This window comes from Nonomuraea sp. NPDC054003, assembly GCF_055585125.1.
This window is the reverse complement of sequence record NZ_JBVJKR010000011.1, coordinates 230,420-246,541: the sequence shown is the minus strand read 5'-3', so window position 1 is coordinate 246,541 and position 16,122 is coordinate 230,420. Positions and strand designations below refer to the sequence as shown.

Annotated in this window: 9 protein-coding genes; 4 read left to right on the top strand and 5 right to left on the bottom strand. The window is 71.4% G+C overall.

The genetic code is table 11. The features are described from left to right. Positions 1–69: 69 nt before the first annotated feature. A complete protein-coding gene (locus ACZ6YG_RS28625) occupies positions 70–1,518 on the top strand; it encodes a serine hydrolase domain-containing protein (RefSeq protein WP_466019685.1) in 1,449 nt (482 codons plus the stop codon). A gap of 2 nt (positions 1,519–1,520) precedes the next feature. Here the strand turns inward: ACZ6YG_RS28625 and ACZ6YG_RS28620 are convergent, their stop codons facing one another. The 3 genes from ACZ6YG_RS28620 to ACZ6YG_RS28610 form a co-directional block, all read right to left on the bottom strand. After that, positions 1,521–2,525 (bottom strand): LacI family DNA-binding transcriptional regulator, encoded by a 1,005-nt coding sequence (locus tag ACZ6YG_RS28620; RefSeq protein ID WP_219543646.1) that lies wholly within the window; start codon positions 2,523–2,525, stop codon positions 1,521–1,523. Next, the gene (locus ACZ6YG_RS28615; RefSeq protein ID WP_271279934.1) at positions 2,522–5,284 is read right to left on the bottom strand and encodes a glycoside hydrolase family 3 protein; all 2,763 of its coding nucleotides are present in this window, start codon (positions 5,282–5,284) and stop codon (positions 2,522–2,524) included. The genes ACZ6YG_RS28620 and ACZ6YG_RS28615 overlap by 4 nt, the downstream gene beginning before the upstream one ends. A 106-nt stretch (positions 5,285–5,390) precedes the next feature. Further along, the gene (locus tag ACZ6YG_RS28610) at positions 5,391–6,605 is read right to left on the bottom strand and encodes an ROK family transcriptional regulator (RefSeq protein WP_148036976.1); all 1,215 of its coding nucleotides are present in this window, start codon (positions 6,603–6,605) and stop codon (positions 5,391–5,393) included. A 177-nt stretch (positions 6,606–6,782) separates the two neighbouring features. On the opposite strand from ACZ6YG_RS28610, the gene ACZ6YG_RS28605 reads away from it, so the two are divergent. Genes ACZ6YG_RS28605 through ACZ6YG_RS28595 form a run of 3 tightly spaced genes read left to right on the top strand, consistent with a single transcriptional unit; the run spans position 6,783 to position 10,329 of the window. After that, the gene (locus ACZ6YG_RS28605; protein WP_271279933.1) at positions 6,783–8,423 is read left to right on the top strand and encodes an extracellular solute-binding protein; all 1,641 of its coding nucleotides are present in this window, start codon (positions 6,783–6,785) and stop codon (positions 8,421–8,423) included. Further along, entirely contained in the window at positions 8,351–9,412 is a 1,062-nt protein-coding gene (locus tag ACZ6YG_RS28600) for an ABC transporter permease (RefSeq protein ID WP_148036974.1), read from the top strand. Before ACZ6YG_RS28605 ends, ACZ6YG_RS28600 begins: the two co-directional genes overlap by 73 nt. Further along, positions 9,409–10,329, top strand: a complete 921-nt coding sequence (locus ACZ6YG_RS28595; protein ID WP_466019684.1) for a carbohydrate ABC transporter permease — start codon at positions 9,409–9,411, stop codon at positions 10,327–10,329. The genes ACZ6YG_RS28600 and ACZ6YG_RS28595 overlap by 4 nt, the downstream gene beginning before the upstream one ends. Positions 10,330–10,356: 27 nt before the next feature. Here the strand turns inward: ACZ6YG_RS28595 and ACZ6YG_RS28590 are convergent, their stop codons facing one another. Beyond that, a complete protein-coding gene (locus ACZ6YG_RS28590; protein ID WP_466019683.1) occupies positions 10,357–13,023 on the bottom strand; it encodes a cellulose binding domain-containing protein in 2,667 nt (888 codons plus the stop codon). A 222-nt stretch (positions 13,024–13,245) separates the two neighbouring features. Continuing rightward, complete coding sequence (locus ACZ6YG_RS28585) at positions 13,246–16,122, bottom strand: glycoside hydrolase family 3 C-terminal domain-containing protein (RefSeq protein WP_466019682.1); 2,877 nt, start codon at positions 16,120–16,122, stop codon at positions 13,246–13,248.

The following is a 16,122-nucleotide window of genomic DNA, read 5'->3' as shown; positions in this document are numbered from 1 at the left end:
GGGGGGCGCGCTTTTCGCTGTCCGTCGCGGCGTTTTGGGGATACTCCGAAATTACGTAATATCGGAGTTATGAAGCGAGCAGCAGCCCTGGCCGCCCTAGTCGTGGCCGCCCTCGCCCTGTTCCCGGCCCCGAGCCCGCCCGTGCTGGGCCGGGCGACGACCGGCGACCCCGCCCTGGCGAAGCTGGTACGGAGCGCCGCCGGAGAGGGCGGATACCGGGGGCTGTCGGTCGCCCTCGTCGAGGACGGCCGGATCCGCCACGCCGGGGTGGGCGACACCGGCGGCCCCGACCCGCGCCCGGTGGACGAGCACACGTCCTACGAGCTCGGGTCGATCGCCAAGCCGATGACCGGGATGCTGCTGGCGAGCCTGGCCGAGGAAGGGCTCTCCCCCGGCACGCCGGTGCGCGAGAAGCTGCCGGGCGTCCGCTTCTCCGATCCCGCCGTCGGGTCGGCCACCCTCGCCGAGCTCTCCTCGCACCGCGCGGGGATGCCCAGCGTCCGCGTGACGCCGCTCTCGTTCCTCCGCTCGTACCTGTACGTCTTCGCCGGCCAGGACCCGTACGGCGCGGCGGGGACGCGGAGCATGCTGGACGACGCCGCGGCCGTCTCCGCCGAGGGCCGGGGCGAGGTCGCGTACTCCAACCTCGGCGTGGCGCTGCTCGGCCAGGCCCTGGCCGAGCACGCGGGCACCGGCTACGAGGACCTGCTGCGCGGGCGGATCCTCGCCCCGCTCGGCATGGACTCGACCGTCGTGCTCGGGCCGGACGAGCCGCTGCCCGCCGGTCACGCGCACGGCGAGGAGAAGAACGGGCTGCCCATGGAGCCGTGGCGCGACCACGGCCACGCGGGCGCGGGCGGCGCCGTCTGGTCCACCTCCCACGACGTGGCCCGGCTCGTCCAGGGCGTGATGGCGGGCTCCGCGCCGGGCGCGGACGCCGCGACGCCACGCTTCGACGCCGGCCGGGACGAGCGGATCGGCTACGGCTGGTTCACCACCCGGCACGGCGAGCGGGAGATCACCTGGCACAACGGCGGGACCGGCGGGTCCCGCACCTACGCGGGCTTCGACCGGGCGTCCGGCCGGGGCGTGGTGGTCATGGGCAACACCGGCACGCCGGTGGACGGCGTGGGCCTGCGCCTGCTCGGGGTCGAGGCGCCGGACGACGACGGCCCGGAGATCCGGCCGCTGGTCTTCGCCCTGACCTTCCCGTTCGCAGGGCTGGGCCTGCTCTATTCGGCGTTCCGCACGCCGGGGCTGGACCGGGTGTCGGTGGTGAGCCGCGTCCTGTACGGGATGCTGTTCCTCGGGCTGGGGCACACGGCGGGCGCCTGGGGGGTCGTCCCGCCGTTCGTGTGGGCCCTGGGGGCGGGGGTCCTGGGCGCGGCCACGGCCGCCGCGCTGACCCGCTGGCCCGGCCTGCCGCTCAGCGCGAAGCCGGTGAGGTGGCACACCTGGCTGTCCCCCGCGATCCCGGCCGCCCTGCTGATCGGTTTCGCGGTCGTCCTCGTGACCTGAGGTCAGGTGCTGGCGCGCAGGGCCAGGTGGGGGGTGAGCAGGGTGGCGTCGGGGGCGGGCTTGCCGTCGAGCTTGTCCATCACCAGCCGGACCGCCTCCCGGCCCACCTCCTCGGCCGGGATCAGGACCGAGGTGAGCGGAGGGCTGGCACGTTCCGCCACGTCGTCGGGGCAGATGGCGACCACCGCGACGTCCTCGGGGACACGCCTGCCGAGCTGGCGCAGGGCGCTGAGCACGTGGCCGACCGCGGCCTCGTTGTGCACGACGAGCCCGGAAAGGTCCGGCTGGTCCCTGAGCAGCCTGCTCAACGTCGAGTACACCTCGTCGAACGTCTCCTCGCACGGCAGCGCCACCCCGGTCACCCGGTGCGCGGCGACGGCGGCGACGAAGCCCTCGCGGGTGCGGCGGGCGAAGCCGGTGCCGCGCTCGTAGACGACGGCGGGCGCGCCCAGCAGGGCGATCCGGGAGTGGCCGCGCTCGGCCAGGTGGGCGACGCACTGCGCGCCGGCGGCGGCGAAGTCGAGGTCGACGCAGGTCAGGCCGGCGGGTTCGGCCGGGAAGCCGATGAGCACGCTGGGCTCGGCCAGCTCGCGCAGCAGCGGCACCCGGCTGTCGTCCAGCTCGACGTCCATCAGCACGAACGCGTCGACCAGCGCGCTGGCCGCCACCCGCCTGATGCCGTCGGTGCCCTCGTCGGCGGTCAGCAGCAGCACGTCGTGGTCGAAGCGGCGGGCGGCGGTGACGACGGCGCTGGCGAAGCGCATCAGCACCGGCACGTGCATGCCGGCGCGCAGCGGCAGCACCAGGGCGATCACGTTGGACCGCTTGCTGGCCAGCGCGCGGGCGCCGGCGTGCGGGTGGTAGCCGAGCGCGTCGATGCTGTCGAGCACCCGCCGCCTCGTGCCGGCCGAGATCGTGCGCTTGCCGCTGAGCACGTACGAGACGGTGCTGACGGCCACGCCGGCGTGCCGGGCGACCTCCGTGATGGTGACCGTGCGCCCGCTCAAGTCGCCGCTCCGAAGTCGATCTGGCTCAGCGTGACGCCCTCGTTCTCGAACACCACATAAAGATCGTGCACTCCCCGCGTGGCCGCAAGGGAGGTGACGATGGCGTGCAGGTCGTACCGTCCCGTGCGGGGCACGGGCAGGGTGGCGATCGGCTGCCCGTAGAGGGGGTCGCCGATCCGCAGCGTGATCATGCCGCCTTCGGTGCTGCCGAGCACGGCCAGGCAGGAGGCGGCGCCGTTGAGGTCCACCTGCCGGAACAGGATCCAGGCGCCCTCGGCGTCGGCGCGGACGGCGTCGCCGTTCTCGCGGCTCGCCTCGGTGAACGTGACCGCGTCGTACTCGTCGTGGTCGACGGCGCGCAGCAGCCCGCGGCGCGGCGGGATGGTCTCGCCGTCGACCTCGAAGCGGGCGGTGACGCGCAGGTCGGTGGCGCTGCGGCCGGCCATGAGCCGGTGCGGCGCGCGCTCCACGACGAACCGGCCGCTGGTCACGTCCCAGCAGGCCAGCTCGCGCACGGGCAGGTCGAGGCGGACGACGCGGCTCTCGCCCGGCGCGAGCCGCACCTTCTCGAAGCCGCGCAGCCGGCGCAGCGGCTGCTTGACGCGGGAGCGCTGCTGGTGGGTGTAGAACTGGACGACCTCGACGCCCTCGCGCGGCCCGGTGTTGGTCACGGTCACCGAGGCGCGCACCATGCCCCCGGGGTCCACCTCGACCGTCAGGCCGGAGTAGCCGAACTCGGTGTAGCCGAGCCCGTGCCCGAACGGGTAGCGCGGGATGCCCCGGAAGTACATGTAGGTGGCGTCGGCGGTGATGATGTCGTAGTCGAGCAGGTCGGGCAGCTCCTGCTCGGAGCGGTACCAGGTCTGGGTGAGGCGGCCCTCCGGGTCCGCGTCGCCGAGCAGCACCTCGGCCAGCGCGTGCCCGTACTCCTGCCCGCCGTGCGACGACCAGAGCACGGCCGGCACCCCGGAGGCGCCCCAGGTGAGCGGGTAGCCGCTGCTGATCACCATGACCGTGCGCGGGTTGGCGGCGAGCACGGCCTGGACCACCGCGTCCTGGGCGGGGGCGAGCGCGAGCGTGCTGCGGTCCTCGGTCTCGCGGCCGTTCACCAGCGGGTGGTCGCCCACGACCACGACGGCCACGTCGGCGGTCGCGGCCAGCTCGGCGGCCTGCCGCGCGCCGCTCCTGACCACCTCGGGCACCAGCCAGAGCGCCTGGTCGGCGTCGTCGACCAGGCGGAGCGTCCCGTCGGCCGCGGCGCCGACGTAACAGCCGGTGGAGATGTGCCGCAGCGCCACGGCCCCGCGCGGCCGCTCCTCCATCCGGAACGTCTGGCGCACCTCCCAGCCGTTCGGCCCCGGCTGGTCGTTGACCAGCACGCCGTCGTCCACGGACACGAACCGGCCGGTGGCCACCGCGCGCAGCGCGTAGGCGCCGCCGCCCCAGTCGAACACGTCGAACGTGCCGGGCTCGGACCCGAGGCTGAGCGGCCCGCCCGCCGGGTCGGCCGTCACGCAGCCCGCCTCGGCGGTCATCGTCACCCGGTCGACGCCCTCGCAGAACACGGTCGCGCACCGCTCGGCCAGCCCGGCGCGTGCGGTGACGGCGTACGGGAGCGTCCCGCTGTACCAGTCCTCCATGAGCGTGTCGCCGAGCTGGCCGATGACCGCGACGGTGGCGACGTCACGCAGCGGCAGCAGCCCGTCGTTCTCCAGCAGCACGAACGAGCGCCGCGCCGCCTCGCGGGCCAGGTCCTGGTGGCGCGGGCAGTTGACGACTTCCTCGGTGACGTCGTCGTACGGGGTCGCGGGGTCGAACTCGCCGAGCCGGAAGCGGATCGACAGCAGGTGACGCACGGCGGCGTCGATGTCGTCCTCGGCCAGCAGGCCGCGATCCAGGGCCTCCCTGACGTGCCCGAGCGTGGCCTCGGCCCGGTCGTCGTCCTGGGTGAAGCTGTCCAGCCCCGCTCTGATCGCGTGCGCGTACGCCTCGGCGGCGCTGTCGTGGTAGCCCTGCAGCGTGACCAGGTTGCCGGGCGCGTAGGCGTCGCTGACCACGAGGAGGTCGTCCGGCGCCCAGGCGCGCAGCGCCTCGCCGATGAGCGGGCTGAGGTGCGCGGGCCGGCCGTTGACCAGGTTGTAGGAGGGCATGACGGCCACCGCGGCGCCCTGCTCGATGGCGGGCCTGAAGGCGGGCAGCTCGTACTCGTGCAGCACCCGGGGCGGCACGTTGCTGGAGGTGACGCAGCGGTCGGTCTCGTTGTTGTAGGCGAGGAAGTGCTTGAGCGTGGGCGCGGTCTTCAGCACGTTGGGATCGCTCCCACGAAGGCCCCACGCGTACGCCGCGGCCAGCAGCCCGGTGAGCCACGGGTCCTCGGAGTAACCCTCCTCGTTGCGTCCCCAGCGCGGGTCGCGCAGCGGGTTGACGACGGGGGCCCACACGTTGCGCCCGGCGCCCGTCGGGTCCTTGTGGTGGAAGGCCAGCACCTCGTCGGAGGTGGCCTCGCCGACGCGGCGCAGCAGCTCCGGGTCCCAGGTGGAGGCCAGCCCGACGGCCTGCGGGAACACCGTGGCGGGGCCGAGCCAGGCCAGGCCGTGCAGGGCCTCGGTGCCGGTGCGGAACGCCGCCACGCCCAGCCGGTCGATCGGCGCCTGGTACTGGTGGAGCAGGCCGATCTTCTCCTCGAGCGTGAGCCTGCGCGACAGGTCGGCGATCCGGTCGGGAAGGGGGATCTCGGGGTCGCGGAAGGGTTCGTGCATGGCCATCCTCTGGGGGGAGTGTCGAAGCGCTTCGATGACCGGCCGGTGGAGTTACGTCGGTGTTTCTGGGGGTTTCATGAAGGGTGCACGCGTCTGTGAAGCTAGGTCAAGTGGTTCGTGAGATTCCGCCGGGCAATCTTCCCGAATCGAGCGAGTCGAGCACCCGCGCCGCCCCGCCCAGCGCCGCCGCGTCGTGACCGAGCGTGGAGGCCACCACCTCGCAGCCTCCGGCCTGCGGCGCGATGGAGCCGTCGCGCACCGCGGCGCGCACCGGCGGCAGCAGCCACGGGGCCAGCGCCACGTAGTAGCCGCCCAGGATGACCACCTGGGGGTTGAGCAGGTTGGCGATGATCGACACGCCCCTGCCCAGGCCGGCGCCCACGGCGGCGAGCGTCGCCAGCGTGGCCTCGTCGCCGGCCCGCGCGGACCTGACGACCTCCTCCAGCTCGATCTCGATCTCGGCCGGTGACGGGTCGGCCCGGCGGAGCACGGCGCCGATGCCGGCCATCGCCTCCAGGCACCCGCGCCGCCCGCAGCGGCAGGCGGGGCCCTCGGGGTCGAGCTGGACGTGGCCGAGCTCACCGCTGTAGCCGAGGCCGCCGCGGCGCAGCCGCCCGTCGAGGATGACGCCCGCCCCGACGCCCATCTGCCCGGTCAGGTAGACCAGGTCGTCGGCCCCCGCGTTGCCGCCGAAGCGCTGCTCGGCCAGCGCCGCCAGGTTGGCGTCGTTGTCGACCTGGATCGAGAAGCCGGGGTCGCGCAGCGCCTTGGCCAGGTCGCCGCCGATGTCGGCGTCGCGCCAGCCGAGGTTGGGCGCGATGCGCACCGTGCCCTGCACGTCGACCAGGCCGGGCACGGCCACGGCCAGGCCGAGGACCTGCCGCTCCTCCTTGGCCATGCGGTTGACCACCCGCCGGACGACGGCCGCGACGTTGGCCACGCCCTGGTTGACCGACTCCCCCGCGCTGAAGGAGCGCCGCCAGGCCAGCAGCCGCTGCCCCGCCAGGTCGGTGGCGACCGCGGCGACGTAGTCGACGTTGATCTCGACGCCGATCGCGGCGTACGGGGAGCCGTCGAGGACGAGCATGGTGGCGGGCCTGCCGACGCGGTTCTCGGTGAGCCCGGTCTCGCGCACCAGGCGGCGGTCGATCAGGTCGGCGACCAGGCTGGAGACGGTCGCCTTGTTGAGCCCCGTGTTGGCGGCGATGTCAGCGCGGGAGCACGGCGCGTGCTCGCGTACGAACCGGAGCACGACCGCGAGATTGGTGGCCCGGACGTCCGCGAAGTCGGCCGGCTGCGGGCCGGTCGTGGATGTGATCAATATCAGCCCCGTTCCCACCGAGAAGTGACCCCAGCATGCCGCATCGCGGGCTCCCTTCACCAACCTGTGACCGTGCCGCTCCCTTGTGGTAGCGGTCACAGTCTACTAATTTGTTTGGGCGTAATACCAACTAATTAATCCTAGTTGGCCATTCCCACTCGGAGAAGGGTGCGAGCGATGAATCCGACGACTCGCCGAGGGTTCCTCGGCCTGGTCGGCGCGGGCGTCCTGGCGGCGGCGACCGGCTGCGCCGAGAAGCGGGGGCCCGCCCAGGGCACCGCGGTCGCCGCCGACAAGCTGGCGGGCCTGGTGCCGACCCGTATGCCGTACGAGATCCCCGGCCTGCGGCCCGACCTGCCCGGCAACGAGTTCGTCGCCCCCGGCTTCCTCACCCGGCCCGCCCAGATGGTGCAGGCGGTCACCACCAAGCCGATCACCAGCGGCAAGGAGGTGACCGCGATGACCCCGCTGTGGGGCACGGTGCCTCCCGGCCTCGGCGACAACTCCTACTACGCGGCCGTCAACGAGCGGCTCGGCGGCACCGTCCGGTTCAACATCTCCGACGGCAACACCTACGTGCAGAAGGTCTCCACCCTCCTGGCCAGCGGCGACGTCCCCGAGCTGATGCAGATCCCCGGCTGGGAGCTGATCAAGATCGCCCGATTCACCGAGGCGGCCAACAAGCTCTTCGCCGACCTGTCGCCCTATCTCGCCGGCGACAAGGCCAAGGAGTTCCCGCTGCTGGCCAACTACGACACGGCCGCCTGGCAGTTCGGCGTGTTCGGCGGCGTGCTGCAGGGCATCCCCTGGCAGAACGAGCCCTTCCCGTTCGCCCTCTTCGTCCGCCAGGACATCCTCGACGAGCTGGGCCTGCCGCACCCCAAGAGCACCGACGACCTGCTCACCCTGGGCAAGGAGCTGACCGACGCGAAGAAGAAGCGCTGGGCCTTCGGCGGCGTCGACCAGGAGCTCCAGCGCGCCTTCGGCGCTCCCCGCGAGTGGCGCAAGACGGCCCAGGGCACGCTGGTCCACAAGTACGAGACCGACGAGTTCGCGGCGGCGGTGGAGTTCCTGACCAAGCTCTTCGAGAACGGCTGGGTGCACCCCGACATCGTGGCCAACGCGTTCGCCGACCAGAAGGCGCCGTTCGGCAGCGGCCAGCTCATGATGCTGAAGGACGGGCTCGGCTCCTGGCACGAGAACCTCGGCCGCTTCCTGCCGGACAACCCGAAGTTCGACCAGCAGCCCGTGGCGCCGTTCGCGGCCGCCGCCGGACAGGCCCCCATCGTCTGGCGCAACGAGCCCGCCAGCATGTTCTGCTTCGTCAAGAAGGGCCTGGGCGACGCCCGCACCCGCGAGCTGCTGGCCATCGCCGACTGGTGCTCGGCCCCGTTCGGGACCCAGGAGTACGAGCTGGTCAACAACGGCGTCGAGGGCGAGCACTACAAGGTCGAGGACGGCAAGGTGGCGCAGACCGCCCTGGGCCGCAAGGAGGTCGCGCCCACGTACATGTTCCTGTCGGGACGGCCGCCGGCGAACTCCATGAGCCAGTACGACGGCCTCGTCCAGTCGCTGTGGGACTGGCAGACCGGCGCGGCCAAGTATCTGGAGAACGACCCGTTCGTGGGGATCCGGGTGGAGGTGCCGTCGAAGATGGCGGGCCTGGTCCAGCCGACGGAGGACAAGCTCAACGAGATCTACCGCGGCAAGCGGCCGGTCTCCGAGTGGAAGACGATCGTGAAGGAATGGCAGGAGCAGGGCGGCAACGAGGCACGCGAGTTCTACAGCAAGGTCGCCAAGGAGAACGGCCGGCTGTGAGCTCCCCCGCCGTGACCGCCGAGAAGCCGGCCCGGCGCCGGGCCGGCGGGAAACGCGGCAGGAAACGCGGCAGGACCGCGGACTGGCGCGCCAAGCTGCGCCGCGACTGGCCGCTGCTGCTGATGAACCTGCCGATGCTGCTGCTCGTGGTGGCGTTCTGGTGGATCCCCGGGCTCGGCAACATCATCGCCTTCCAGGACTACAGCCCCTACTCGGGCGGCATCCTGGGCAGCCCGGTCATCGGCTTCACCAACTTCGCGCTGCTCTTCCAGGACCCGCAGTTCCTGCGCGCGATCGTCAACACGCTGTCGATCACCGCCTTCCAGCTGATCTTCTACTTCCCGGTGCCCATCATGCTGGCGCTGCTGCTCAACAGCGTGGTCTCGGCCAGGCTGCGGGCGTTCGTGCAGGGCGTCGTCTACCTGCCGTACTTCTTCTCCTGGGTGCTGGTGGTGGCCATCTTCCAGCAGATGTTCGGCGGCGCCGGCCTGCTGGCGCAGCTGCTGCGCGAGCGCGGGCACGAGGGCGTCGACTGGATGACGAACTCCGACACGTTCATCCTGCTGCTCACCACGCAGACGATCTGGAAGGACGCCGGCTGGGGGGCGATCATCTTCCTGGCCGCGCTGAGCACGATCAACCCCAGCCTGTACGAGGCCGCGGCGGTCGACGGCGCCAAGCGGTGGCGCCGGATGTGGCACATCACGCTCCCGGGGCTGCGGCCGGTGATCATCCTGCTGCTGATCCTGCGGCTGGGCGACGCGCTGAACGTCGGCTTCGAACAGTTCATGCTGCAGCGCGGCGCGGTCGGCAGCGAGGTGTCGGAAGTGTTCGACACGTTCGTCTTCTACTCGGGCCTGCGCACCGGGGATCTCGGCTACGGCGCGGCCGCCGGGCTGTTCAAGGGCCTGGTCGGGCTGCTGCTGATCGTCGCGGCCAACCGGGTGGCGCACGCGTTCGGCGAGCGAGGGGTGTATTCGAGATCATGACTCTGCTGGCGACGAGGAAGAAGCCGTCGGGCCTCGCGGCGTGGGAGGAGCCGCCCTCACCGGCCGGGCGGGTCGGCAAGGGCGCGGTGCTGACGGTCATCGTGCTGGCCGTGCTCCTGCCGCTCTACACGATCGTGCTGACGAGCCTGAGCTCCAAGGCCACGGTGAACCGGGTGGGCGGGCTGGTGCTGATCCCGGAGGGCATCACTTTCGACGCCTATATCCAGATATTTTCGGACACAGTGGTGCGGCGGGCCGTGCTGGTCGCCACCGGCGTCACCGTCGTCGGCACCGCCATCAGCCTGGGCGTGAGCATCCTCGGCGCGTACTCGCTGGCCCGGCCCGGCTCGTTCCTGCACCGGCCGCTGCTCTTCGCGGTGCTGCTGATGTTCGTGTTCTTCCCGGGCATCATCCCCGTCTACCTGATGGTCAGCGGGCTCGGGCTGAAGGACACCTACTGGTCGCTGATCCTGCCGACGGCGGTGTCGGCGTTCAACGTGGTGGTGATGCGGGCGTTCTTCATGAACATCCCCGGCGAGATCATGGACAGCGCCCGGATCGACGGGGCGGGCGAGTTCCGCATCCTGTGGCGGATCGTGCTGCCCATGTCGAAGGCCGTCACCGCCGTCGTCGGCCTGTTCTACGCGGTCGGCTACTGGAACGCCTGGTTCAACGCGATGCTCTACCTCGAGGACACCCGCAAGTGGCCGCTGGCGCTGGTGCTGCGGCAGTACGTGGTGGACTCCAACCCGCTGCCCACGGCGACCGTGGGCGTCACCGGCGCGGGCGACATGCCGCCGACGCTGGCCATCAAGATGGCGATCGTGGTGGTCGCCGTGGTCCCCGCGCTGGTCATCTACCCGTTCGTGCAGCGCCACTTCACCAAGGGCGTGCTGATCGGGGCCGTCAAGGGGTGAGGGCGCCCCCGGAGGGGCGCCCTCAGGCTAGACGGGCGTGCAGGTGAGGGCCGGCGTGGAGCCGGCGCTGGTCTGGCTGCCGTTGAAGCCGAACGACGTGGCCGCGTTCGGCGCCAGGTTGCCGTTGTAGCCGACGTTGGTCACGCTCACGTTCGCGCCCGACTGGGTGTGCGAGCCGCTCCAGAGCTGGCTGATCCTCTGGTCACCCGGCCAGGTCCAGGTCACCCGCCAGCCGGTGATGGCCGAGCCGCCGGTGTTGCGTACCGTGACCTCGGCCTGGAAGCCGCCGGGCCACTGGTTGCCCGCCTGGTAGGTGGCCGTGCAACCGGTGCCGGTGGTCGGGGTGACCGTGGGAGTCACCGTGGGGGTCACAGTCGGGGTGACCGTCGGCGTGACCGTGGGCGTCACGGTGACCGGCGGGCCTGTGCGGTCGCCGTAGATGATGCCGCGGCCGTTGGTGCCCAGGTAGACGCGGCCGTACACGCGCGGGTCACCCGTCAGCGCCTCGCCCATGTTGCCCCACTGGTGCTGGTCGTCGTTGATCCGGACCCAGTTCGCGCCGGTGTCGTCCGAGCGGTAGAGGCCGGTGACGCCGTCGATCGTGGCCACCGCGAAGATCGCCATATAGTTCGCGCCGGGCGCGGCCTTGCCGAAGCCGACGTTCACCGAGCCGGTGATCCCGGAGACCTTGGTGAAGGACGCGCCGCCGTTGGTCGAGCGCCACAGGCCGCCCTCGCCCGCCAGCCAGATGTGACCCTCGACGCCGGGCACGGCCTTGAACTTGCCGGTCGTGGGCAGCCCGGAGGCGGCGGTGGCGGTGAACGACGCGCCGCCGTTCGTGCTGGCGTAGAACCGGCCGCCGTCGAACCCGTAGAACTTCGAGGCGTTGACCCGGTCGGACTCGACGATCGCGCCCGTGGGCAGGCCCTGCACCTGGGTCCAGGAGTTGCCGAAGCCGACCGAGTAGTGCGGGGTGACGCCGCGCGGCGCCCACACGAAGCGGGAGCCGTCGGCCGCCGCCGCGACCGTGCCGCCCTCGTTGATCCCGCCGGGCTCGCTGCCCTGGAACCAGTTGGCGCCGCCGTCGGTGGAGAAGGCCACGTGGCTGTCGTTCGGCCGGTCGGCGTCGGTGAAGTTGCCGGCCCGCACCATCACGGACGGGTTCCGCTCGGCGTAGTCGAGGCTGGTCGTGGAGGTGAAGTTGGGCGAGGTGAACATCATCGGCGGCACCGCGTCCAGGTTCGTGTGCCGGAACCCGGCGATGTCACCCAGGCCGCTGATCAGCGGGGCGCCGCTGGGCGGGCTGATCAGGTCGAGCACCGCGGTCTCCTCCAGCCCGCGCACCATGGGCTTGATCGTGAACGTGCCGCCGGAGTCCCACTGGGTGAGGTTCTCGGTGCCGTAGATCGTGGCGCCGGTCCCGTACATCATCCGGTTGGAGTCGAACGGGTCGATCTCCAGCGACTCGGTCATCCAGCCGAGCTTGGGCGTGACCTCGGGCGGCTGCGGGTTGGTGCCGAAGGTCAGCCAGGGCACCTCGGAGACGTTCATCTGGTAGCGGAAGCTGCGGTTCGGGTACGAGGTCCAGTCCCAGACCCGGGTCCAGGTGGCGCCGGAGTCCGTCGACCTGAAGAAGATCACGTCAGGCCACCAGGAGATCTGGGTGGCGACCATCAGCGTGCCGGGGTCCTGCCGGTCCAGGGTGAGGCCGCTGTAGCCGAAGTAGTCGTCCGAGCTGGACGACGGCACCGGGCTGACCTGGGTCCACGTGCCTGTCGCGGTGTCGAGCCGCCACACGTCGCCCTTGGCGCCGTCGTACGGGCCGCTGGTGTCGCTGGTGGCGATGAACAGGTGGCCGTTCTGGGCGTCCAGCACGCCCTTGTGCGCGATGTAGCCGGTCGGCTGGCCCGCCACGCGCTGCCAGGTGGCCCCGGCGTCCGTGGTGCGGTAGACGGTGTTCTGCTTGTCGGCCACGCCCACGTAGATGGTCCTGGTGGCGGTGCCCGAGGAGGACGAGCGCGGGTCGTAGGTCACCCAGACGACGCCGGGGCGGTGGCTCTGGTAGCCGTTGGGGTCGCTCGGGTCGTCGGCGTGGTTGCCGGGGTTGGGGAAGCTCGTCACCTTCGCCCAGGTGGCGCCGTAGTCGGTGCTGCGCCACAGGCCGTTGCCGTTGGGGGCGCCGAAGTAGAGCACGCTGTTGCGGTTGGGGTCGACGGACAGCGCCTCGCCCATGCCGCGGCCGGGCATGTTGCCGCCGAGTTTGAACGGCAGCTGGGTGGCCTGCCAGGTGGCGCCCTTGTCGGTGGAGCGCAGGATGGCGCCGTTGTTCGGGTCCCAGTCGTTGGTGTACATGCCGACGGCCGCGTACAGGCGGTTGGTCTGCACGGGGTCGGTGGCGAGGCTGATCACGCCGTTCCAGCCCCATTTGTCCCAGCCCACCCAGTCGAGCAGCGGCGTCCAGGACTTCGACGACTGGTTCCAGCGGTACGCGCCGCCGATGTCGGTGCGGGCGTAGATCAGGTTGCGCTCCGTGGGGTTGAAGACGATGCCGGGCACGAACCCGCCGCCGTCGATCCGCACGTTCTTGTAGGTGTACGGGTCCGCCGCGACGGCGGAGACCGGAGTCATCCGCACCACTGCTGTGGCCAGCAGGACGGCGATGATCGCGAGCAGGCTGAGTAATGCCTTTCGCATGAGCGGCTCTCCCTTTCCTGGCACGCCGAAAGAGCGCACCTGAGGACAAACAGATGACCGCCATGCACGACCAGGTTGCAGGACCCTGACCATCGCCGCGCCCTCGCGCATGAGCAATTAGAGGCTCACACACGCCTCAACGGCCCGTCAATAGTTTGGACGCACAACCAAATAAGTCGGCCCGGCACGGAGCCATGCTCCCCGTGCCGGGCCGACGCTCTCTCACCGGGCCAGGGTCAGATCCCTGAGCCGGATCCCGCCCTTGAAGAGCACGTACAGGTCGCCCTTGCCGGGCTTGAGCCGCGCCGTGACCGTGGCGTACTCGTACACCCCGCCCGTGGCCGGCACCTGGACGGAGGCCAGCAGAGCGCCCTTCGGAGAGCCGCGGCGGAGCTCGATCGAGCCGCCCGCGACCGAGGCCACCCCGGCGCTGAGCTCGCCCCCGTAGACGGCGTCGGTGAACGAGATCCAGCCGCCGTCCGACCCAGCCACCACGTCGCCGCGCACCTTGTTCTCGTCGGCGAACGTGACGCCCGCGTAGTCGTCGAAGTTCATCGCCCTGGTCGGCTTCGTCAGGTCGCGCGGCGGCACCTTCTCCCCGCTCACCTTCAGCGTCGTACGCTGCCTGATCCTGTCGGAGGCGGAGCCCACGAGCACGTCGTGCGCGGCGTCCTCGACCACCCACGTGTCCCGCGTGTGGTCCCACACGGCCAGGTCGGACTTCTTCAGCGGGAACGTCACCGTCTTCGACTCGCCCGGAGCCAGCGCGATCCGCTGGAAGCCGCGCAACCGCTTGACCGGCTGGTCGAAGCGGGACTGCCGCTGGTGCGTGTAGAGCTGCACGACCTCCTCGCCCGCCACGCGGCCGGTGTTGGTGACCTTGACGCTCACCTGCTCGCCCTGCGCCTTCAGCCCCTGGTAGCCGAACGTGGTGTAGCTGAGCCCGTGGCCGAACGCGAACTGCGGCCGGCCCTCGTGGTACAGGTACGTCATCCCGGTCTTGGCCAGGTCGTAGTCCAGGATGCTCGGCAGCTCGCCACCGGCGTACCAGGTCTGGGTGAGCCGCCCGGCCGGGTTCACCTCGCCGAAGAGCACGTCGGCGACCGCGTGCCCGGTCTCCGCGCCCGCGTGCGTGGTCCACAGCAGCGCCGGGGCGTCCACGATCACGGGATAGCTGGTCTCCAGCACCACCACGGTCCTCGGGTTCGCCTTGCGCACGGCCTCGATCAGCCGCTTCTGCCCGTCGCCCAGCCGCAGGTCGTCACGGTCGTGGAACTCGCGGCCGTGCACCCACGGGTGGCTGCCGACGACCGCGACCGCGACCTCGGCCTTCCGGGCCTGCTCGGCCGCCGCGGCGATGCCGTCGGAGACGACCTCCTTGGCGAACCTCGCCGCCTCCGCCTTCGGGGCCAGCGCGAGCGCGCCGTCGGCGGTCACGGTCACGTACGGGTCGGGCAGCGCGTACCAGCCCTCGACCGCCTCGAACCCGGCGTACCGGATCAGGAAAGTCCCGTCGCCCTGCTTCTCCAGCGAGAACTGCTGCGACACGTACCAGCCGTTGGGGTCGTCGTCGTCGGTGTCGAGCGAGCGCCAGTCGCCGCCGAGCAGCTTGCCGTTGCCCGCGTTGCGCAGCGTCGAGATGTCGCTCACCCAGTCGGTCACGTCCCACTGCGAGGCGGGCGTCGGCGCGGTGTCGACGAGCGCGGCGTTGTCGTCGGGCCCGGTTCCGGTGGCCGTGACGTACTTGCCGGACTCGACGTGCTTGAGCGCGACGCGCTCCAGGCCCGCCCCGGTGGTCACGTCGGCGACCCGCTCCTTGATCCCGTCCAGCGGGGTCACCTCGTACGGCATCGTGCCCGCGTACCAGTCGCTGTAGAGCTCGTCCGCCAGCGGGCCGACCACGGCCGCCGACTTCGGCGACCTGAGCGGGAGCGTGCCGGAGTTCTTCAGCAGCACGGCGGCCTTGGCCGCGGTCTCGCGGTTGAGCGCGCGGTGCGCGGGGCTGTCGATCACGCCCGCGCCGATGCCCTTGTACGGGCCGCCGTCCGGGTCGAAGTGGCCCAGGCGGAACCGGATGGTCAGCGCCCGGCTGACGGACCGGTCGACGTCGGCCTCGGTGATCAGGCCGCGCTCCAGGGCCGTGGTGAGGTGCTGCACCATCGGGCCCTTGTCGCTGCCGTCGATGGTGAAGCTGTCCTGGCCGGACTTGAGCACGGCGGCGAACGCCTCGGCCTTGTCGTCGTAGTACCGCTCCAGGTCGGTGAGCGCGTGCGGGCCCCAGGCGTCGCTGACGTTGTAGAGCGTCTTGTCCGTCCAGGACCTGACGACCTCCTCCAGGTCGGAGTTGACGTGGTTGGGCCGGCCGTTCACCAGGTTGTACGAGGCCATGACCCCGGTCGCGGCGTCAGCCGAGATCGCCGACCTGAACGCCTGCTCGTAGTACTCGTGCTTGAGCCTGGGCGTCAGGTTGGACGAGGTGAGGCTGCGGTTCACCTCGTTGTTGTAGGCCAGGTAGTGCTTCAGCACCGGCGCGGTCTTCAGGTAGAACGGGTCGTCGCCCTGCAGGCCCTTGCCGTACGCGGTCGCGATGGCGCCGGTCAGCAGCGGGTCCTCGGAGTAGCCCTCCTCGTTGCGGCCCGCCCGGGGGTCGCGCAGCGGGTCCACCACCGGCGCCCAGACCTGCAGGCCCCACAGCGTCGGGTCGGTCGCGTTGTAGCCGCGCGCCTCGTCGCCGACGGCCGAGCCGACCCGCTTGATCAGCTCCGGGTCCCAGGTGCTGGCCAGGCCGACCGCCTGCGGGAACACGGTGCCCTTGGCCAGCTTCTGGTTCCAGTTGTCGTCGAGCGCGTTGGACCAGGCGACGCCGTGCAGCGCCTCGGTGCCGTTCTTGTGGTACGGGATGCCCAGGCGCGGGATGGCCTCCTGCGACTGGTGCAGCAGGCCCAGCTTCTCCTGCAAGGTGAGCCGGCCCAGCAGGTCGGCGACCCGCTGCTCCACCGGCAGCGACGGGTCGCGGAACGGTAACTCCGCCTGCGCCGCGGCCGGTGCCGCGAGCAGCGACGCGACCAGGGTCAACGCGATCAGGATCGGTTTCTTCAT